The sequence below is a fragment of the Demequina gelatinilytica genome (assembly GCF_000971115.1).
Taxonomy (GTDB): Bacteria; Actinomycetota; Actinomycetes; order Actinomycetales; family Demequinaceae; genus Demequina; species Demequina gelatinilytica.
Window position 1 is genome coordinate 221,030 of the sequence record NZ_BBLV01000001.1, and the last position, 19,253, is coordinate 240,282.

General features: G+C 72.8%; 20 protein-coding genes. 8 read left to right on the forward strand and 12 right to left on the reverse strand.

The features are described 5' to 3' along the window. Positions 1–5: 5 nt before the first annotated feature. From ald to AOM00_RS01015, 4 genes are all read right to left on the reverse strand, one after another. Positions 6–1,094 carry an alanine dehydrogenase gene (gene ald, locus AOM00_RS01000; protein WP_062516005.1) on the reverse strand — a complete coding sequence of 363 codons (1,089 nt, stop codon included), beginning with the start codon at positions 1,092–1,094 and terminating at the stop codon, positions 6–8. Positions 1,095–1,164: 70 nt separating this feature from the next. Beyond that, positions 1,165–1,959 carry a M15 family metallopeptidase gene (locus AOM00_RS01005; protein ID WP_062516006.1) on the reverse strand — a complete coding sequence of 265 codons (795 nt, stop codon included), beginning with the start codon at positions 1,957–1,959 and terminating at the stop codon, positions 1,165–1,167. 180 nt (positions 1,960–2,139) lie between these two features. Next, a complete protein-coding gene (locus AOM00_RS01010) occupies positions 2,140–3,180 on the reverse strand; it encodes a hemolysin family protein (protein ID WP_062516007.1) in 1,041 nt (346 codons plus the stop codon). Continuing rightward, a complete protein-coding gene (locus AOM00_RS01015; protein WP_062516008.1) occupies positions 3,177–4,469 on the reverse strand; it encodes a hemolysin family protein in 1,293 nt (430 codons plus the stop codon). The genes AOM00_RS01010 and AOM00_RS01015 overlap by 4 nt, the downstream gene beginning before the upstream one ends. Positions 4,470–4,764: 295 nt before the next feature. Between AOM00_RS01015 and AOM00_RS01020 the strand changes: the two genes are divergently transcribed. Both AOM00_RS01020 and AOM00_RS01025 read left to right on the forward strand, forming a co-directional pair. Then, positions 4,765–8,499, forward strand: a complete 3,735-nt coding sequence (locus AOM00_RS01020) for a multifunctional oxoglutarate decarboxylase/oxoglutarate dehydrogenase thiamine pyrophosphate-binding subunit/dihydrolipoyllysine-residue succinyltransferase subunit (RefSeq protein ID WP_228373364.1) — start codon at positions 4,765–4,767, stop codon at positions 8,497–8,499. Continuing rightward, complete coding sequence (locus AOM00_RS01025) at positions 8,496–9,092, forward strand: GDSL-type esterase/lipase family protein (RefSeq protein WP_062516009.1); 597 nt, start codon at positions 8,496–8,498, stop codon at positions 9,090–9,092. The genes AOM00_RS01020 and AOM00_RS01025 overlap by 4 nt, the downstream gene beginning before the upstream one ends. Before the next feature lie 24 nt (positions 9,093–9,116). Here the strand turns inward: AOM00_RS01025 and AOM00_RS01030 are convergent, their stop codons facing one another. Beyond that, positions 9,117–9,824 (reverse strand): class I SAM-dependent DNA methyltransferase, encoded by a 708-nt coding sequence (locus tag AOM00_RS01030; RefSeq protein ID WP_062516010.1) that lies wholly within the window; start codon positions 9,822–9,824, stop codon positions 9,117–9,119. Between the two features lie 59 nt (positions 9,825–9,883). Further along, positions 9,884–10,972: a type IV pilus twitching motility protein PilT gene (locus AOM00_RS01035; protein ID WP_062302696.1), complete on the reverse strand. Its 1,089-nt coding sequence runs from the start codon at positions 10,970–10,972 to the stop codon at positions 9,884–9,886. 142 nt (positions 10,973–11,114) lie between these two features. Here AOM00_RS01035 and AOM00_RS15940 point away from each other — a divergent pair, with 142 nt between their 5' ends. Beyond that, entirely contained in the window at positions 11,115–11,189 is a 75-nt protein-coding gene (locus AOM00_RS15940; protein ID WP_371327667.1) for a 50S ribosomal protein bL37, read from the forward strand. A gap of 88 nt (positions 11,190–11,277) precedes the next feature. Here AOM00_RS15940 and rsrA read toward each other — a convergent pair whose 3' ends face one another. After that, the gene (rsrA, locus tag AOM00_RS01040; protein WP_062516011.1) at positions 11,278–11,526 is read right to left on the reverse strand and encodes a mycothiol system anti-sigma-R factor; all 249 of its coding nucleotides are present in this window, start codon (positions 11,524–11,526) and stop codon (positions 11,278–11,280) included. After that, the gene (locus AOM00_RS01045) at positions 11,519–12,124 is read right to left on the reverse strand and encodes a sigma-70 family RNA polymerase sigma factor (RefSeq protein WP_062516012.1); all 606 of its coding nucleotides are present in this window, start codon (positions 12,122–12,124) and stop codon (positions 11,519–11,521) included. Before AOM00_RS01045 ends, rsrA begins: the two co-directional genes overlap by 8 nt. Positions 12,125–12,287: 163 nt before the next feature. Between AOM00_RS01045 and AOM00_RS01050 the strand changes: the two genes are divergently transcribed. The 4 genes from AOM00_RS01050 (at position 12,288) to hisN (ending at position 16,094) form a co-directional block, all read left to right on the forward strand. Next, the gene (locus tag AOM00_RS01050) at positions 12,288–12,809 is read left to right on the forward strand and encodes a DoxX family membrane protein (RefSeq protein WP_062516013.1); all 522 of its coding nucleotides are present in this window, start codon (positions 12,288–12,290) and stop codon (positions 12,807–12,809) included. After that, on the forward strand, positions 12,806–14,125 hold the full coding sequence (gene aroA / locus AOM00_RS01055) for a 3-phosphoshikimate 1-carboxyvinyltransferase (protein ID WP_062516014.1): 1,320 nt from the start codon (positions 12,806–12,808) through the stop codon (positions 14,123–14,125). The genes AOM00_RS01050 and aroA overlap by 4 nt, the downstream gene beginning before the upstream one ends. Further along, on the forward strand, positions 14,126–15,142 hold the full coding sequence (gene rsgA, locus AOM00_RS01060; RefSeq protein WP_062516015.1) for a ribosome small subunit-dependent GTPase A: 1,017 nt from the start codon (positions 14,126–14,128) through the stop codon (positions 15,140–15,142). It begins immediately after the preceding gene. Positions 15,143–15,308: 166 nt separating this feature from the next. Further along, positions 15,309–16,094 carry a histidinol-phosphatase gene (gene hisN, locus AOM00_RS01065; RefSeq protein ID WP_062516016.1) on the forward strand — a complete coding sequence of 262 codons (786 nt, stop codon included), beginning with the start codon at positions 15,309–15,311 and terminating at the stop codon, positions 16,092–16,094. A 3-nt stretch (positions 16,095–16,097) separates the two neighbouring features. Here hisN and AOM00_RS01070 read toward each other — a convergent pair whose 3' ends face one another. Genes AOM00_RS01070 through AOM00_RS15320 form a run of 3 tightly spaced genes read right to left on the reverse strand, consistent with a single transcriptional unit; the run spans position 16,098 to position 18,326 of the window. Then, complete coding sequence (locus AOM00_RS01070) at positions 16,098–16,538, reverse strand: DUF6912 family protein (protein ID WP_062516017.1); 441 nt, start codon at positions 16,536–16,538, stop codon at positions 16,098–16,100. Positions 16,539–16,542: 4 nt separating this feature from the next. Next, on the reverse strand, positions 16,543–17,724 hold the full coding sequence (locus AOM00_RS01075; protein ID WP_062516018.1) for a CpaE/TadZ family protein: 1,182 nt from the start codon (positions 17,722–17,724) through the stop codon (positions 16,543–16,545). Continuing rightward, entirely contained in the window at positions 17,721–18,326 is a 606-nt protein-coding gene (locus tag AOM00_RS15320; RefSeq protein WP_156158961.1) for a CpaB family protein, read from the reverse strand. Before AOM00_RS15320 ends, AOM00_RS01075 begins: the two co-directional genes overlap by 4 nt. A gap of 111 nt (positions 18,327–18,437) precedes the next feature. Here AOM00_RS15320 and AOM00_RS01085 point away from each other — a divergent pair, with 111 nt between their 5' ends. After that, complete coding sequence (locus tag AOM00_RS01085) at positions 18,438–18,659, forward strand: helix-turn-helix transcriptional regulator (protein WP_062516020.1); 222 nt, start codon at positions 18,438–18,440, stop codon at positions 18,657–18,659. Here AOM00_RS01085 and AOM00_RS01090 read toward each other — a convergent pair. Then, positions 18,656–19,162, reverse strand: coding sequence for a hypothetical protein (locus tag AOM00_RS01090; RefSeq protein WP_062516021.1), 507 nt, complete (start codon positions 19,160–19,162; stop codon positions 18,656–18,658). The genes AOM00_RS01085 and AOM00_RS01090 overlap by 4 nt on opposite strands. Between the last annotated feature and the right edge of the window lie 91 nt (positions 19,163–19,253).

Here is a 19,253-nt window from a genome sequence, read left to right on the forward strand (position 1 = left end):
CCAGCCTAGGCGGAGCCGGCCCGCTCCCCGAGCGCCGCCGCGACCTCGGGATGGACGATGCGGCCGTCGCGCACGTTCACACCCCGCCGCAGCGCCGCATCGCCGTCGAGCGCGGCCTCCACCCCGTCCGCGAGCGCCAGCACGTACGGCAGCGTGGCGTTGGTGAGCGCGCGCGTCGCCGTCACCCCGACGGCGGCGGGCATGTTCGCCACGGAGTAGAGCAGCGAGCCCGCGAGCGGGCGGACGGGGTCGGCGTGGGTGGTGGGCACCGCCCCCTCGATGCACCCGCCCTGATCCACCGCGATGTCGACCAGCACGCTGCCGCGCGGCATCGTCTCGATCATGGCGCGCGTGAGGACCCGCGGCGCCCGCCGTCCGGGCACCAGCACCGCGCCGATGACCAGGTCCGCCGACCGCACCTCCTCCGCGACGGCATGAGCGGTCGACGCCACGGTCCTGACCCGCCCCCCGAAGCGCTCGTCCAGGCGCCGGAGCGCGTTCAGGGAGACGTCGAGCGCGGTCACGTCCGCGCCGAGACCCGCCGCCTGCGCCACCGCGTGCGAGCCCGCGACGCCGGCACCGAGCACGACCACGCGCGCGCCCGGGACCCCGGGCGCCCCACCGAGCAGGACGCCGCGCCCTCCCGCAGGGCTCAGCAGGTGGTGGGCACCCGCGAGGACCGCGAGCCGGCCCGCGATCTCGCTCATCGGCGCGAGCAGCGGCAGCGTGCCGTCCTCGAGCTGCACCGTGTCGTAGGACAGCGCCGTGGTGCCGGCCGTGCGCAGCGCGTCGGCGAGCGCCGGGCCCGCCGCGAGGTGCAGGAAGGTGAACAGCACGTTGTCCCGGAGGAGCGCATGCTCCTCGGGCTGGGGCTCCTTGACCTTGAGGACCAGGTCGCACGCCCACGCCTCGCCCGCGGTGCCCACCTGTGCGCCCGCGGCGACCATCGCATCGTCCGCGATGCCCGCGCGCCGCCCGGCACCCGACTCGACGACCACGCGGTGCCCGCGTGCCACGAGCTCGTGCACACCGGCCGGGGCGAGCGCGACACGGGTCTCGCCGCTCTTGGTCTCGGCCGGAACTCCGATGATCACGGGCGCCTCCTGGCGACGCGGGCCCCCTTGCCCTCGACTCCAGTCCTACACCCGGCGACGGGCTGCGGCGTCAGTACTGACCGTCGGTCAGGTACTCCCAGTGCCACGGCTCGTACTTGGTCGACTTCGCCCAGTCGGGGTTCGAGAAGCCGTACGTCGAGGCGTTGCGCGCGAACCACGAGTAGTAGACGCCGCTCGCGTGGGAGCGGCACAGGTCGACCGCGAGGCCGAGGCCGTGCATCGAGGTGCCCGGCGTGGCCGCGAGGTAGCCGCGCGACGCCTTGGTCGCGTACTGGCTGTAGATGTCGCGGTACGTGTCCGCGATGCAGATGTCGGTGCCGAACTCCGTCTTGAACTGCTCGTTGAGCGCGGCGAAGGCGAGGGCCGCGTCGGGCCGCAGCGCCTCACCCGCGACCCACAGCTGGCACAGCTGGTCGCTCGAGAGCCGGCCGTTCGCCATGTTCGGGTCGAAGGTCGGGTCGCAGTCCGGCAGCAGGCTCGAGGCGACGGGCACGTCCGCCGACGTGAGGATCGCGGTCGAGCCGTCGTCGATCGACGGCAGCGGAAGGTCCGAGGACTCGAACTGCGGGGCCGCGCCCAGGATCGCGGTCGCCGTGGTGGGAGCCTCGCCGATGACCACGCCGGGCAGCTGCTCGGCCGCGTTCGCGTACGGCGCGATGGTGCCCATGATCGGGTAGACCACCATCGCCGCGAGGAAGCCCACGAGCACGCCGGTCCGCGTGGCGACCCGGCGCCGTCGCATCGACGTCCTGACCTGGATCTCCTGGGTGTGCTCGATCCGCCGGTCCCGGCGCGAACGGTGGGTCGACCGCGGTGCGTGCAACGCGCCGCGCATGCTCACCATGGCCTCCAGGGGGGGTCGGAACCGGATACGACGGCACCCCGGGAGAGCGTTCTCAGCCGGGGGGCCGCTCCAATTATTACCAAACGGTAACGGCGAGGCCAACCCCCTCCCGTGCGGCGTGCATCACACTGTTACGGGGAGCGGTGACATGCCTGGCAGATCGGCGAGCGCATAACGCCGTCATGCGCGACGTTCGCGGCGGGCCAAAGAATCGCGCACCTCGCCGACCAGCTCCTCGAGGATGTCCTCGAGGAACACCATGCCCACGGTGTCGCCCTCGCGGACCACCGCGGCGACGTGCGCTCCCGAGCGCCGCATGAGCGCGAGCGCCGACTCGACCTCGGCGTCGTAGGCGATCGGAGGCAGGTCCCGGACGCGCCAGGCCTGGATGGGCTCCTCGCGCTCCCCCGGGCGTGCGTAGAGGCCGTCCTTGACGTGGAGGTAGCCCACGAACCGTCCGTGATCGGCCACCGGGAACCGGGAGAACCCGGTCTCCGTCGCGACGCGCTCGAGCTCGTCCACCGTGACCCCCAGCTCGAGCGAGGTGACGGTCGCGGCCTGCACCATGACCTCGCCCACGGAGCGCTCCGAGAACTCGATCGCGGTCGTCAGCAGCCCCGAGGGATCCGAGATGGTCCCCTCCGCCGACGACAGCTCGACGATGCTCTGCACCTCGTCCGCCGTGAACGCGCTGGTGACCTCGTCCTTGGGCTCGAAGCCCAGCAGGCGCACGATGCCGTTCGCCACCCAGTTGAGCGCACCGATGATCGGGCGCGCGACCTTCGCCACGGCGACGAGCGGCGGGCCGAACACCATCGCGGCGCGGTCGGGGCTCGAGACGGCGGCGTTCTTGGGCACCATCTCGCCCACCACCACGTGCAGGCCCACGATCACCACGAGCGCGATGACCACGGCCACCACGTGCGCGCTGTCCTCGGGCAGACCCATCGCGTGGATGACAGGCTCGAGCGCATGCGCGAGCGCCGGCTCGGCGACCACACCGAGGGCGACCGAGCACACGGTGATGCCCAGCTGCGCGGTCGCGAGCATGAGCGACACGTTCTCCATCGCCCACAGCACGGTGCGCGCGGCACGCGAGCCCTCCGCGGCGCGCGGCTCGATCGAGCTGCGCCGCGCGGAGATGATCGCGAACTCGGCGCCCACGAAGAACGCGTTGGCGAGCAGCAGTGCCGCGATCGCGAACGCCATGCCCGGGTTCATGCCTGGTCCTCCGTGGTCGGGGTGAGCCGCACCCGGTCGATGCGCCGCCCGTCCATCCTCTCGACGCGCGCCTGCACGCCGGGCGCGTCGACCACGTCGCCGGCCTCCGCGACGCGGCCGAGCCGCGCCATCACGAACCCGCCGAGCGTCTCGTACGCCGGGGACTCGGGGATCTCGAGCCCCGTGTGCTCCTCGACCTCGTCGGGGCGCAGGTCGCCGGGCACGATCCACGCGCCGCCCGGGGCACGATGGATCGCGGCGCGGCGCCGGTCGTGCTCGTCCGCGACGTCGCCCACGAGCTCCTCGACCACGTCCTCGAGCGTCACGAAGCCGGCGGTGCCGCCGTACTCGTCCACCACGATCGCGCACTGGTAGCCCAGGCCCCGCAGCTCGACCAGCAGGGGTCCCATCTCGAGGGTCTCGGGGATGCGCGGGGCGTCGGCCATGAGGGCGCCCACCGGCACCTCGGCGCGTCGATGCGCGGGCACCGCGATCGCGGCGCGCAGGTGGACGATCCCGAGCACGTCGTCGGGCCCCTCCCCGACGATGGGGAAGCGCGAGTGGCCGGTGGCGCGGGACGATGCGATGACGTCCGCCGCGGTCGCCTCCCGCCCGAGCGTGTGCAGACGTGTGCGGTCGGTCATGACGTCGATCGCCGCGAGGTCGTCGAGCTCGATCGAGTTCTTGAGCAGCAGCGCCGTGCCCGGCGCGAGCGTGCCCGCCTCCGCGCTGCGGCTCACGAGCGCCGCGAGCTCCTGGCGCGAGCGGCCGCCCGCGAGCTCCTCCTTGGGCTCGATCCCCATGAGGCGCAGGATCGCGTTGGCCGCGGCGTTGAGGGTCGCGATGACGGGACGCAGCGCGGCGGTGAAGGCCATGTTGAGCGGCGCCGCGACGCGCGCGGTGCGCATGGCGTCCGCGAGCGCCACGTTCTTGGGCACCAGCTCCCCGACGATCATGGAGAACGCGTTGACGAGCACGAGCGACAACGTGCCGGCGAGCCCGGCGACCGCGGCGCGCGACAGCGCGCTGCTCGACAGCGGCACGGACAGCAGGTTCACCAGGGCGGGCTGCGCGGTGTAGCCCAGCAGGATCGTGGTGAGCGTGATGCCCACCTGCGCGCCCGAGAGCTGGGTGGAGAGGTGGCGGAGCGCGGAGCGGATACGTCGGCTCCGCGGGCCGTCGTCGATGTGCGAGGGATCGAGCGCGACGAGGGAGAACTCCGCGGCGACGAACACCGCCGTGCCGAGCGTGAGGATCACCCCGGCTCCCACGAGGATCCAGTCGGTCATAAGGGGCTGCAACTGTCGGGGTCCATGGTGTCGCAAGGATACAGGCGGCCGCCGCGCGCGGCGAGAGTCTGCTCTCCCTCTGCGAAGCGTCAGGAGCGACTGACGGAGGGGCAAAAGTTTGGCCAAATGACGGCCGGGTGGTTCCAGGCGCCCCGGATTTCCGACGATGATAGGAGCACCTATCACCATCGACGCTGATGCGCCAAGAAAGCGAGCGGCCACCACCGTGTCCCCAGACACCTCTGCGCCCGATACCGACCGTGTCTCCGTCGCCCGCGCTGCAGGTGCCCCGTCCGTGGCGTCGCTCATCCTGGGCGATGCCAACGGGGCCGATGCACCGCAGGCCGACGCCGCCGCGCCCCAGGAGACCCCTGGCACCGGGCAGTCCCCCACCCCCCGTACCTCCTCGCGCCCCGCAGCGGCGGTCCCGCCGCCGCCCCCGCCGCCTGCCGCGCAGCGCGCCGACGTCCCCAGCGCGCAGGCGTCCGCGCCCGCACCGGCGCCCGCCGCGACCCCGCCGACCGACGCATCGTCCCCGGCGGCTCCCGAGGCGCCCGCGGTGGCCGATGCCGCCCCGCACACGCAGCCGATCGCGACCGCTCAGGCGCCGACCGCGGCGTACCTGCAGCGGCCCGAGCACTCCCCCCTCGCGGCGAAGGACGTCCAGCAGGGTGTGACCCGCCTCCGTGGACCCGCCGCCAAGGTGGTCGAGAACATGGAGGCGAGCCTCGCGGTGCCCACCGCGACCTCGGTCCGCAGCATCCCGGCCAAGCTCCTCATCGATAACCGCGTGGTGGTCAACAACCACCTCGCCCGCACGCGCGGCGGCAAGGTGAGCTTCACGCACCTGATCGGCTTCGCGATCGTCGAGGCCATCGCGGAGTTCCCCGCGATGAACGCCGCGTACACGGAGGAGGACGGCAGGCCCGCGCTGCGGACGCCCGCCGGCGTCAACCTGGGCCTCGCGATCGACCTCGCGCGGCCCGACGGCTCGCGCCAGCTGCTCGTGCCCTCGATCAAGGGCGCGGACCGCATGGACTTCGCGGAGTTCTGGGCGGCCTACGAGGACGTGGTCCGGCGCGCGCGCAACGGTGCGCTGCAGGCCGCCGACTTCCAGGGCACCACCATCACGCTCACCAACCCGGGCACGCTCGGCACGGTCCACTCGGTGCCGCGCCTCATGAAAGGCCAGGGCGCGATCATCGGCGTCGGCTCGATGGACTACCCCGCGGAGCTGCAGGGCGCGTCCGACGAGACCGTCGCGCGCCTGGGCGTGTCCAAGGTGATGACCCTCACCTCGACGTACGACCACCGTGTCATCCAGGGCGCGCAGTCGGGCGAGTTCCTGGGTCTGGTCCACCGCAAGCTGCTGGGCCTCGACGGGTTCTACGACCGCGTGTTCTCCGCGATCCGGGTGCCCTACGAGCCGGTCCGCTGGCTCCAGGACGCGGCGACCGACCCGGCGACGGAGGCGGCGAAGCCCGCGCGCATCGCCGAGCTCATCCACGCGTACCGCTCGCGCGGCCACCTCATGGCGGACGTCGACCCGCTCAGCTCGCGTCCGCGCAAGCACCCGGACCTCGACGTGCAGACCCACGGCCTCACGCTGTGGGACCTCGACCGCACCTACCAGACCGCGGGCTTCGCGGGTCAGGACTCGTGGACCGTGCGCGACGTGCTCGGCCGCCTGCGCGACGCGTACTGCCGCAGCGTGGGCCTCGAGTACATGCACATCGCCGACCGCGAGCAGCGCGCGTTCTTCCAGGAGCGGCTCGAGCACGGCTACACCAAGCCCACGCGCGAGGAGCACCTGCGCATCCTCCACCGCCTCAACGCGGCGGAGGCGTTCGAGGCCTTCCTGCAGACCAAGTACGTGGGCCAGAAGCGCTTCTCGCTCGAGGGCGGCGAGTCGCTCATCCCGCTGCTCGACTCCGTCATGAGCGCGGCCGCCGAGGCCGGGGTGCACGAGGTCTGCATCGGCATGGCCCACCGCGGCCGCCTCAACGTGCTCGCGAACCTCGCGGGCAAGCGGTACGGCCAGATCTTCTCCGAGTTCGAGGGCACCGCGGTGCCGGGGCTCGTGCAGGGATCGGGCGACGTGAAGTACCACCTGGGCACCGAGGGCACGTTCACGGCCGAGTCCGGGGCGACCACGCGGGTGTACCTCGCGGCCAACCCCTCGCACCTCGAGGCGGTCGACCCGGTCCTCGAGGGGATCGTGCGCGCCAAGCTCGACGCGCTGGGCGCGGACCCCGCCACCGACGGCTACCCCGTCCTGCCCGTGCTCGTGCACGGCGACGCGGCCTTCGCCGGCCAGGGCGTGATCCCCGAGACCCTCAACATGGCGCAGCTCAAGGGCTACAGGACCGGCGGCACGGTCCACGTGGTCATCAACAACCAGGTGGGCTTCACCACCGGTCCGGAGAGCTCGCGGTCGACGCGCTACTGCACCGACATCGCCAAGGGCTACCAGATCCCGATCTTCCACGTGAACGGCGACGACCCGGAGGCGTGCGTGCGCGCCGCGCGGCTCGCGTTCGAGTACCGCGAGCGGTTCGGACGCGACGTCATCGTGGACATGGTCTGCTACCGCCGCCGCGGTCACAACGAGGGCGACGACCCGTCGATGACACAGCCGCGCATGTACGACCTCATCGAGGCCAAGCGCTCGGTGCGCCACCTCTACACCGAGTCGCTCATCCGCCGCGGGGACATCACCACCGAGGAGGCGGAGGCGGTCTCGAAGGACTACCTCGCACAGCTCGAGCGCGTGTTCATCGAGACGCGCGAGGGCTACAAGCCCTCGGACGGCGCGGAGGCGATCTCGGGGCTCGAGCTGCCCGCGTCGCAGTCGTCGGACGCCGGCATCATGGTCGGCTGGAAGACCGCCGTGAGCGCGAGCCAGATCGAGCGCATCGGCCGGGCGCACGTGCGCCCGCCGGAGGGCTTCGCGGTGCATCCCAAGCTCGAGAAGCTCCTCGAGAAGCGCGAGGTCATGAGCCGCGAGGGCGGCATCGACTGGGGCTACGGCGAGATCCTCGCGTTCGGCACCCTGCTCCAGGAGGGTGTGCCGGTACGCATGTCCGGCCAGGACAGCCGCCGCGGCACGTTCGTCCAGCGCCATGCGATCTACCACGACCGCAACACCGGCGCCGAGTGGACGCCCCTGCTCTACCTCGCGTCCGACCAGGCACGCCTGCACCTGTTCGACTCGCCGCTGTCGGAGTACAGCGTCCTGGGCTTCGAGTACGGCTACTCGGTCGAGCGGCCCGACTCGCTGGTGCTGTGGGAGGCGCAGTTCGGCGACTTCGTCAACGGCGCGCAGACCATCATCGACGAGTTCATCTCCTCCGCCGAGCAGAAGTGGGGCCAGTCCTCCTCCGTGGTGCTGCTGCTCCCCCACGGCTTCGAGGGCCAGGGCCCGGACCACTCGTCGGCCCGCGTCGAGCGCTTCCTCCAGCTGTGCGCGGAGGAGAACATGATCGCCGCGATGCCGTCGACGCCCGCGAGCTACTTCCACCTGCTGCGCCGCCAGGCGTACGACCGGCCCCGCAAGCCGCTCGTGGTGTTCACCCCCAAGTCGATGCTCCGTCTGCGCGCGGCGCAGTCGGCGGTCGAGGACTTCACCACGGGCACGTTCCGCGAGGTCATCGGCGACGACGCCGTGGATCCCGCGAACGTCGACCGGGTGCTGATGTGCGCCGGCAAGGTCTACTACGACCTCGTGGCGGAGCGGGACCGTTCGGGAGACACCTCCACCGCCATCGTGCGCTTCGAGCAGCTCTACCCGCTGGCGCACGACGCGATCCGCGAGGCGCTCGCGCCGTTCGACGGCGCGGAGCTCATGTGGGTCCAGGAGGAGCCGCTCAACCAGGGGGCTTGGTCTCGCATGTCGCTGAGCCTCCCGCAGATCGTCGGGACTACGCTCGGAGTCGTGTCACGACCTGCCTCCGCATCGCCCGCCTCGGGCCTCGCCTCCCGTCACGCCGCCGAGCAGTCCGAGCTGGTCACGCGGGCGTTCGAGCGATGAGGAACGTCTTCCTCGTCGGTGACGAGCTCGTCGCCGGCCATGGGGACCCCAAGGCGCTGGGGTGGGTGGGCCGCGTCGCGGCGCGGACCCTCCCCCTCGCGCCCGACCTCGCGTTCCACACGCTCGCGGTGCCTCACGAGACCACGGGCGAGCTCACGAGCCGCTGGGACGAGGAGGCGCTGCGCCGCCTCCGCCAGTCCGAGCCCGAGGCCAACCACGTGCTGTTCGCGATCGGCCGCCACGATGTGCACCGCAAGGTCTCGCCGACCATGACGCGGCTCAACATCGCCAACTTCCTCGACCGCGCGCACGCGCTCGGCTTCGAGACGCTGATCGCGGGCCCGCCGCCGGGCGCGGAGGCGGACAACCCGCGCATCGCCGAGCTCGCCGCCGTGTGCGAGGACGCCGCCTCGCGCCGCGGGGTCGGCTACATCGACATGTACGGCCCGCTCGCTCGCCACGAGCAGTGGGCGGCGGACATGACGATGGGACACGATGCGCTGCCGATGCAGGCCGGCTACGGCCTCATGGCGTGGCTGGTGCTCCACTCGCGCTGGCACTCGTGGCTCGGGATCGAGCCGCCCGCCAGCTGAGCCGAGGTGAGCGCTGCGAGGTGCTCAGCGCCCGTTCCGCCCCGATGCGGGCGCTGACAACCTCGCTGCGCGCTCCTCGCCGTCGCGCTCGTCAGGCGTCCGCGCGATGACGAATCCTTGGCGGTGCTCCTCCGAGGCCCTGGGCCCACGGTCGAGGGCCGTGTCGAGGGCGAATCCGGCGGACTCGAGCGTCCCCGCGACGTCGCGGACCTCGTGGAGGAACGCGGTGAGGTCCACCTCGAGCCCGTAGGCACGCGCGATGCGGCGGGATCCGGTGCCCGCCTGGAAGCCGAGGAGCAGAGCACCTCCAGGCCGCAGGACGCGGCGCAGCTCGGCGCACACGCGCGGCAGGTCCCGGGACGGGGTGTGGATGATCGAGTACCAGGCGAGCACGCCGTCGAGGTTCCCGTCCGCATAGGGCAGCGCCGCGAGCTCCCCCACAGCGAGCTGGGCCGCGGCGTCCCGGCCTCGCGCCTGCGCCAGCATCCCGGCGGAGAGGTCGACGCCCGCGAGGACCATCCCCGGATCACGCTCACGCAGGTGCGGGAGCATGCGGCCGGTGCCGCACCCCGCGTCGAGGACGCACGCGGCGACGGGCAGCATGCTCACCCAGCGGTCGATCATGGCCAGGTCGAGCTCCGCCTCGAACCCCAGGTCGGGCAGGGCCGCCGCGTACGCCTCCGCGACCGTGTCGTAGCCGGCGCGCGTGCGCTCGAGGAGCGGTCCATCCATGCCGGAAGCGTAGGTGCAGGGTCCGACAGGGTCGCCCGCCGGGAGGCGCGCGGCGGCGGCTACGCGATGACGCCGGCGCCGCGCAGCTCGACCATGAGGTCGTGCGGGCGCGATGCGATCGCCACGGCATCGTCCAGCGACACGACGTTGTCGCGCACCAGCTGGAACAGGTGCTGGTCGAACGTCTGCATCTTGTAGTACTCGCCCTCGGCGATGAGGTCCATGATGGGCGGCTGGCTCGACGGGTCGATGATCGCCTCGGCGGTGCGGCCCGTGTTGACCATGACCTCCGCCACCAGCGTGCGGCCCGAGCCGTCCCCGCGGCGCACCAGGCGCTGGGAGACGATGCCGCGCAGGGTCTGCGCGAGCGTCGCGCGGACCTGGTCCTGCTCGTGCGGCGTGAAGAAGTCGACGATGCGGTTGATGGTGTCCTGCGCGTCCACCGTGTGGAGGGTCGCGAGCACCAGGTGGCCGGTCTCGGCCGCGGACAGGGCCGCCCTCACGGTCTCGATGTCGCGCATCTCGCCGACCATGATGACGTCGGGGTCCTGACGCATCGCGGCGCGCAGCGCGCTGGTGAAGTCGAGCGTGTCCGAGCGCACCTCTCGCTGGGAGATGATCGACTTCTTGTCGTGGTGGAGGACCTCGATGGGGTCCTCGATGGTGACGATGTTGACCTCGCGGTAGCTGTTGATCAGGTCGATCATCGACGCGAGGGTGGTGGTCTTGCCCGATCCCGTCGGGCCGGTGACGAGCACGAGGCCGCGGGGCTCGAGCGCGAGGTCCGCGATGACGGGCGGCAGGCCAAGCTCCTCGAAGCTCTGCGCGCCCACCGCCACGCGACGGAACACCAGGCCCTCGGTGCCGCGCGCCACGTAGGCGTTGACGCGGAAGCGGCCCACGCCGGACAGCGAGAACGCGAAGTCGGCCTCGTGGGTGTCGCGGAACTGCGCGACCAGATCCTCGGGGAGCACCTGCGCGACCATGTTGCGCGTGTCCTCCGGGGTCAGCGGCGGCACCTGGAGCTTGCGCAGGCGGCCGTCGACGCGCACGCGCGGGGCCGAGCCCACCTTGCAGTGGAGGTCGGAGCCGCCCGTGGAGGCAAGGGCGTGCAGGAACGGGATGACGGACTGGGGCTGATCGCTCACGGTTCTTCCATCGGCATCGAAGGGGTCGAAGTCAAGGCGAGACTACCGCCGGACCCACCTGTTCCCCCGCACGGTGTGACGCAGTCCTCAGATGTGGGAGGATAGAGGGTCTGATTTCTCGACTCCAGAAAGGGGAACGCAAGTGAGCAAGCGAGGCCGCAAGCGCAAGGCGCGCGCGAAGGGTGGCGCCAACCACGGCAAGCGGCCCAACGCCTGAGCCGTTCCACCCGGATAGAGAGAAGCCGCATCGGCCTGGCCGATGCGGCTTCTGTCGTCTCCGGGCACCCCGGCGCTGCGGTGGGCGCCTAGGCGCCCACGTCGGGGCGCGTCGCGCGGATGGTCGTGAGGATGCGGTCGCGGAGCTCGTCGGGAGCGACATCGTGCCCCGCACGGTTGACGATGCGCTTGATCTTCTCGTTGATCCGATGCTCCGCCTCGCATGGCGGGCACTCGCGGAGATGCTCGCCGATCCGGTGGATCTCGTCCTCCGGGAGCTCGTGGTCGATGTACTCGAAGAGGCGGTCGAGGGCCTCCTCGCACTCTGGCTTAGGCACGGCACGTACCCCCGTCCTTGTCCTTCTTCACCGGGGCCTTCTCATACAGGCCACGCTCGGCTGCGTAGTCACGCAGCTTCTCGCGCAGCAGCTTGCGCCCGCGGTGCAGGCGCGACATCACGGTGCCCACAGGCGTGTCCATGATCTGGGCGATCTCCTTGTAGGCGAAGCCCTCGACGTCCGAGAGGTACACCGCCATGCGGAAGTCGTCGGAGAGCTCGGAGAGCGCGCGCTTGACCTCGTCGTCGCCGATCGAGTCGAGCGCGCGGTCCTCGGCCGATGCGAGCCCCGCGGAGGTGTGCTCCGCGGCGGCCGCGAGCTGCCAGTCCTCGACGGTCTCCGCGTCGGAGCGCTTGGGCTCTCGCTGCTTCTTGCGGTAGCTGTTGATGAACGCGTTGGTCTGGATCCGGTACAGCCACGCCTTGAGGTTGGTGCCCGGCGTGAACTTGTCCTGCGCGGCGAACGCCTTCGCGAACGTCTCCTGGACCAGGTCCTCGGCGTCGGCGCCGTTGCGCGTCATGCGCAGCGCAGCGCCGTACAGCTGGTCCATGTAGGACAGCGCCTCGGCCTCGAAGTCGAAATCGGTGGTGTCGGTCATCGGATGCGAGCGTACAGGCGAGCGGCCTCGCGCAGAAGCGCGGGCAGGCTGGGGCCTCTCCACGGTGGTCGTCACGCCGGTGCACAACGTCGCGCGCCCTACAAGTATTCCCTTGCGCGGGCGGCCCCTGACGAGCGCGCCTGTGCTTGGTAGCGTAGGAGGCATGTTGCGCGCACTCGCCCGGCCCCTGCTCGCCTCGTGGTTCGTCTACGGGGGTGTCCAGAGCTATCTCGAGCCGGAGGCGCGCGCCGCGCGCGTCGCTCCCACCGTCGAGCCGGCGCTCGAGGAGCTGGGCCTCGAGGACGTCAAGACCGCCGACCTGGTGAAGGCGCACGGCATCGCCTCGATCGCGCTCGCCTCCGCGCTCGCGCTCTCGCGCACGCCGCGCACCGCGGCGCTCGGCCTCGCGGGCCTCGCCGGCGTCACCACCGCGCTGTCGCACCCCTTCTGGAAGGAGGAGGACCCGGCCAGGCGCGACGAGGAGCTCGAGCAGTTCCTCAAGAACCTGTCGCTGGTCGGCGGCGTCCTCCTCGCCTCGACCGCGGGCCACAGCCAGCGCCACATCGACCGCAAGAAGGCCAAGAAGGCGAAGGCCAAGGAGAAGGCGGCCGCCGCGAAGGCCAAGGAGAAGGAGGCCAAGGCCGCGGCCAAGGAGGCCTCCAAGAAGAAGAAGCGAGCCGCGTGAGCGGCACCCTCCCTCTCGGCACCGGGATCGGCGAGGTCTGGCCCGCGCCGCTCGCGCATCGTCCCCTCGACGCGACCGTCTCGGTCCCCGGCTCGAAGTCGCTCACCAACCGCTTCCTGGTGCTCGCGGCGCTCGCCGCCGAGCCTGTCACCGTCCGCGGGGGCCTGCGCTCGCGCGACTCGGATCTCATGATCGGCGCCCTGCGCGGCCTCGGCATCGACGTGGACGACGCCGGCGACGAGTGGCGCGTCACCCCTGGCCCGCTGCGCGGCGGAGCGCACCTCGACTGCGGCCTCGCGGGGACGGTGATGCGGTTCGTCCCGCCCATGGTGCTCCTCGCGGACGGCCCCGTGAGCTTCGACGGCGACGAGGGCGCACGCGTGCGCCCGATGGGACCGCTGCTCGACGCGCTGCGCCTTCTCGGCGCGACGGTCGAGGACGAGGGCCGAGGCACGCTCCCCTTCACGGTCACCCCGCCTCTCGAGCTCCCGGACGTGGTCGAGGTCGACTCCTCCTCGTCGTCGCAGTTCGTGACCGGGCTGCTGCTGACCGCTCCGCGCCTCGAGGACGGGCTCACCATCCGCCACACGGGTGAGACGCTCCCCAGCCTTCCCCACATCGACATGACGTGCGAGGCGCTGCGCGCTGCGGGTATCCGCGTCGACCAGCCCGACGAGCGCACGTGGGTGGTCCATCCGGGCGAGATCCGGCCGGGCGACGTCCGCGTCGAGCCCGACCTCAGCAATGCGGGACCGTTCATGGCTGCCGCGCTGGTCGCGGGCGGCACGGTGCGCATCCCCGGCTGGCCTGCCGTCACCACGCAGCCGGGGGCGCTGTTCCCGGAGCTGCTCACCCGCATGGGCGCCGTGTGCACGCTCGAGGGCGACGTCCTCTCCGTGACCGGCACCGGCACCATCCACGGCATCGAGGCCGACCTCTCCCCCGCGGGCGAGATCACCCCGACCATCGCCGCCCTGTGCGCCCTCGCCGACGGCCCCTCGCAGCTCACCGGCATCGGCCATCTGCGCGGTCATGAGACCGACAGGCTCGCCGCGATCGCCGCGGAGGTGGAGCGGCTCGGCGGGCATTGCCTCGCGGGCGACGACTCGCTGAAGTTCGCGGGGCTCCCCCCGGCCGGCCTCCATGGCGCCGTGATGGAGACGTACCACGACCACCGGATGGCGACCTTCGCCGCCGTGATCGGCCTCGCGGTGCCGGACGTCGACGTCCTCAACGTGGGCACCACCTCGAAGACCATGCCCGAGTTCCCCGCGATGTGGGCGGGGATGCTCGGCGCCGACGGCACGGCCCGCTGAATGGCCCGTCGCGAGTACGACGAGTCGGATGCCAAGGTCCGGCCCAACCGCCGCGGCTCGCGCCCGCGCACCAAGATCCGCCCCGCGCACGAGGACGCCGTGCTCGGCACCGTGATCGGCGTGGACCGCGGCCGCTACACGGTCCAGGTGGACGATGCGGTGGTGACGGCGGTCAAGGCGCGCGAGCTCGGGCGGCGAGGGCTGGTGATCGGCGACCTCGTGGGCGTGGTCGGCGACGTATCGGGACGTCCGGACACCCTCGCGCGCATCGTGCGCCGCGAGGAGCGGACCACGGCCCTGCGTCGCACGGCGGACGACACGGACGCGACCGAGCGCGTCATCGTCGCCAACGCCGAGCAGCTCGCGATCGTCACCGCGCTCGCCGATCCGGAGCCGAACCCGCGCATGATCGACCGCTGCCTGGTGGCGGCCTTCGACGCGGGCATGAGCGCGCTCCTGGTGCTCACCAAGGCCGATCTCGCCGATGCGACCGAGCTGCGCCGCGCGTACGAGCCGCTCGGCGTGCGCGTGCTCGAGACCTCGGTGCGCCGCGACGGCGGACCCGCGGCGGATCCCGGCTTCGTCGAGCTGCGCGACGCGCTCGTGGACGGGACCACGGTGCTCGTGGGCTACTCGGGGGTGGGCAAGTCGACCCTGGTGAACGCGCTGGTGCCGGACGCGGGACGCGCGGTGGGCATCGTCAACGACGTCACGGGGCGCGGGCGCCACACCTCGACGTCCGCGGTGCTGTACGACGTCCCCACGGGCGGGCGCATCGTCGACACCCCCGGCGTGCGGTCCTTCGGGCTCGCGCACGTGGATCCCGCGCACTTCATCCTCGCGTTCCCCGACATCGCGGACGCCGCCGACGAGCGCTGCCCCCGCGGCTGCACCCACGAGTCCGCCGCGGCCGGCTGCGAGCTTGACGCATGGGCCGGCGACGTGCCCGACCGCCACGCGCGGGTCGACTCGATCCGGCGCCTGCTCGCCTCCCGCGCCGCGGGCGAGGCGTACTGACCCTCCCCGCGCCTCCCCCACCCCCTGACACCTGCAACGGAATCGATCCCGGGTGTGCGGCGTGTCGCGCTGACATGCGGTCGACACGCCGGCGGACCGGGACGCGGTCCGTTGCCGCTGTCAGGTCGCCGCCCGGCCCGGGTAGCGACGCCGGTAGGTTGGGGCCATGACCGACGCGCCGTACGCCGACGACCTCCTGCTCGCCCTTGCGATCGCCGATGCCGTCGACGGCGTGACGATGCCGAACTTCGCCACGGGCGACCTCACGATCGAGACCAAGCCCGACGACACCCCGGTCACCGCGGTGGACCGCGCCGCCGAGCGCATGGCGCGCGACCTCATCGCGCAGCACCGCCCCGACGACGCGTTCGTGGGCGAGGAGTACGGCACCACGGGCACGGGCCCGCGCCGCTGGGTCGTGGACCCCATCGACGGCACCAAGAACTTCATCCGGGACGTCCCCGTCTGGGCGACGCTGATCTCTCTGCTCGACGGCGACGATGTGGTGGTCGGCGTGGTGAGCGCGCCCGCCCTCCACCGACGCTGGTTCGCAGCCAAGGGGCAGGGCGCATGGCTCGGGCAGTCCGAGGCGACGGCGCGTCGGATCCATGTCTCCGGCGTCGGGACCCTCGCGGAGGCCTCCCTGTCCTACTCGGACCTCGCCGAGTGGCGGGACTTCGGGCGTCTCGACGCTTTCCTGGGGCTCATGGACAGCGTGTGGCGCACGCGCGCGTACGGCGACTTCTGGAGCTACATGATGGTCGCGGAGGGCGCCGTCGACATCGCGTGCGAGCCCGAGCTCGCGCTGTACGACATGGCGGCGCTCGTGCCGATCGTCGAGGAGGCGGGCGGACGCTTCACGGGGGTCGACGGCACGCCGGGGCCGCACGGCGGCAACGCGCTGGTCACCAACGGACGGCTGCACGACGAGGTGCTCGCGCGCCTCGCGTGAGCGTCAGGCCACGGGCACGCTCGCGAGCTCGGAGGCGTCGTACCAGAGCAGGTCGCGCTCCTCGAGCCGGTCGAGCGCATCCTCGTCGCCCCCGACGGCGGCGCTGACGTCCCCGGCCGCCTCGGGCTCGTCGACGAACGCGCACGCGATCGCGGACGCGGGGATGCGACCGTGGACGCGCACGGCCGCCGGGTGGACCTCGGGGTCCGCATCGCACTCGGCTCGAGTGAGCTCGGCCACCACGACCACGCGCAGGGGCGAGCCGACCTCGATGACGGAGGCGAGCGCGGCGACGTCGCGCGCGATCTCCGCCAGCTCATCGGCATCGTCGCTCGCGACGATCTCGAGCAAGCGCTCCGTGACGGCGTAGGCGACGGGCGGCTCCCACAGCCCGTCGGCGCAGCGAGGGAGGTCGTCGACCGTGGCCGGGATGTACACGCGCATGAGTTCAGTCTGGCACCGCGGCGGGCGTGAGGCGCGAGGCGCGCACGGCTCCGACCACCACCGCGCTCATCGAGGCGATCGCGCCGCGCAGGGGCGCGCGCGGGGCGGACTCGGCGAGCACGCGGCCCTCGCGTGCGGCGATGTCGCAGGCACGCGGGTCCCACGGGAGCGGCCAGACCTCCGAGACACCCGCATGGCGGCCGAGCGCGGCAGCGATCGCGTCCTCGGGACGCGGACCCGCGACGGAGGCGCGGATCCGGTTGACCGCGACCACAGGTGCGGGGCCCTCGTGGTCCAGCAGCGCCTGCACCAGCCTCACCAGCTGGTGGGGCTCCGCTCCCCCGACAACGATCAGGGCATCCGCCTCCGCGAGCGCCTCGAGGGTGGCGACGTCTCGTCGCGGGCCCGCGGGCAAGGAGGTCTCCGCGCCCGCATCGGCGGAAGCTGCGACATCGACGACCACGACGTCCGCCGCGCACCGCAGCGCGGGCCACAGCCGCGCGAGGCCGCCCGCGGTGACCTCCGGCCACCGTGCGGCACGCGTGAGACCCGTGAGGACACGGAGCCGGGGCGCGACGTCGAGGAGGTGGCGTTCGAGCGCAGCCGCCGCATCCTCGCCGCGCGCCGCGGCACGCGCCACGGCCGCGATCCCGGGCGCCTCGTCCGCCAGCCCGAGCGCGCTCGCGACGGAAGCGCCGTACGTGTCGAGGTCGACGAGCACGGTCCGGTGCCCGGCGAGCGCGGCCTCCGCCGCCAGGTTCACCGCCACCGTGGTGCGCCCGGGAGCGCCGCCCGTGCCCCACACGGCGATGATCGCCCCGCCCCCGGTGTCGCGTGGCGGGGCGAACACCGGCGCCGCACGGGGCGTCGCGGCGAGCACGGCGTCGGCCAGACCCTCCTCGACCACGGGCAGCCCGAGCGCCGCGAGCCGCGGGGAGCTCCCGGGGCCCACCCCGACCAGCGCGACGCCGGCCGCGCGCAGCCCGGCGACGGTATCCGCGTCGAGGTGCGGCTGGTCCGAGACCACCACCACCGTGCCCAGCCCCGCCCGCGCGACCGCGACGGCCTCGGCGAGGTCGGCGCATCGCCGTACCACCGTGATCCGGGGGTGCGCGTCGAGCTCGGCGACCACCCGCGACTCGTCCGAGCCACGCACGGCGACCACCACGCCGACCGGCAGGCTCATCCCTCCCCCACCACGGCGACGGCGTCGGCGTGCGCGAGCGCGTCCAGCAGGGCGCCGACCTGCTCCGCCTCCACGACCAGGTACACGGTCTCCCCGCCCAGCCCGAACCCGGCCTCGTCGCGCGACACGGAGGCGACCGTCAGCGCGTCCCCCACGCGCTCGGACGTGCCGCCGCCCGCAGGGGTCACCCAGACGTCCACCACGGCGCCGGTCCCGATCTCCGGGGCCACCGGGGACGTGGCCACCACCGCGAGGCGCCTGCTGTCGTAGTCGCCGGCGTCGACGACCGCGGCCGCGGGGATCAGCTCGCCCTCGCCGACGGCCCGCGTGAGGACAGATCCCCACGGTGCGTGCGCGGGTGCCTCGAGGTACCCCCCACCGACGCGGACATGCGCGATCGCGACGGACGACTCGTCGAGGACCGTGCCCGGCGCGAGCTCCGCCGCGGCCGCGTACACGGGCACGGTGCGGTCCGCCGCCGCGAGCACGGACACCACCCCGGCCACGGCGATCGCGATGAGCAGCACGCCCACCACGAGCCGCGGGTCCCGCCAGCCGGGCGGGCGCATGCGCGCAGCGACCGGATGCGTCCCGTCTCTCATGGTCACCCCCCAGGCGACAGGTTCGATGGCGCCATCATGCCTGGTGCGCGCGCCGACCGGAAGGCTTGTGGACACCGCACGCGCGCTCCCGCGCCGTGTCACAATGGCGAGGTGCCGCCCAGGTTCCTCAAGCTCAGCGACGTTCAGGAGATCCTGAACATCTCCTCCCAGCAGGCGTACGCGCTCGTGCGCTCCGGGGACCTGCCGGCGATCCAGGTGGGCGGCCGCGGGCAGTGGCGTGTGGACGAGGCGGAGCTCGAGAGCTACATCGCCCGCCAGTACGCCGCGGCACGCGAGCACCTGCGCGAGCGCGAGGCCGGCCAGGCCGGCTAGGCCGGGCGCACCGCCAGCAGCGAGGCGAGCGGGACCGTGCGGACGGTCCGGTCCGCCACAAGATCGAGGTGGTCGGCACCCACCGCCGCGATCCGGCCCGCCCAGCGCCCCGCGGAGGTGTCCACGGCCACGGGGTCGCCGGTGGCGGCGAGCTCCCGCAGCACGGTGCCCACGCCCATGCGGCGGCGGACCTCGGTGAGGTGCGCCACCGCGGTGCCGACCCCCTCGATCATCGCGATCGCGTCGAGGGGGACCAGCACCTGACCGCGCGGGTCCTCGAGCAGCACCCAGGCCCCCGCCGCATCGGCCACCGTGCCCGCCACCGTCGCCCCGTCGACGAGCACCGCGCGCACGGACGCTCCCTCCCGGGCGAGCAGCCGGCTGGCCAAGCCCACGCGGGCCCGCTCGTCGCGCTCGCGCTCGGCGATCTCCGCGTCCCAGCCGCGGCGGTCGACGCCATCGAGGCTCGCCTCGAGATCCGCGAACAGTCGGTCCCAACGCATGCGGTCACGTTAGCCGCCCGTCCACCACGCGTCACCGCCCTCTGGACAATTGCCGCACAACGGACTACATCAGGAGGTATCAAAAATCATC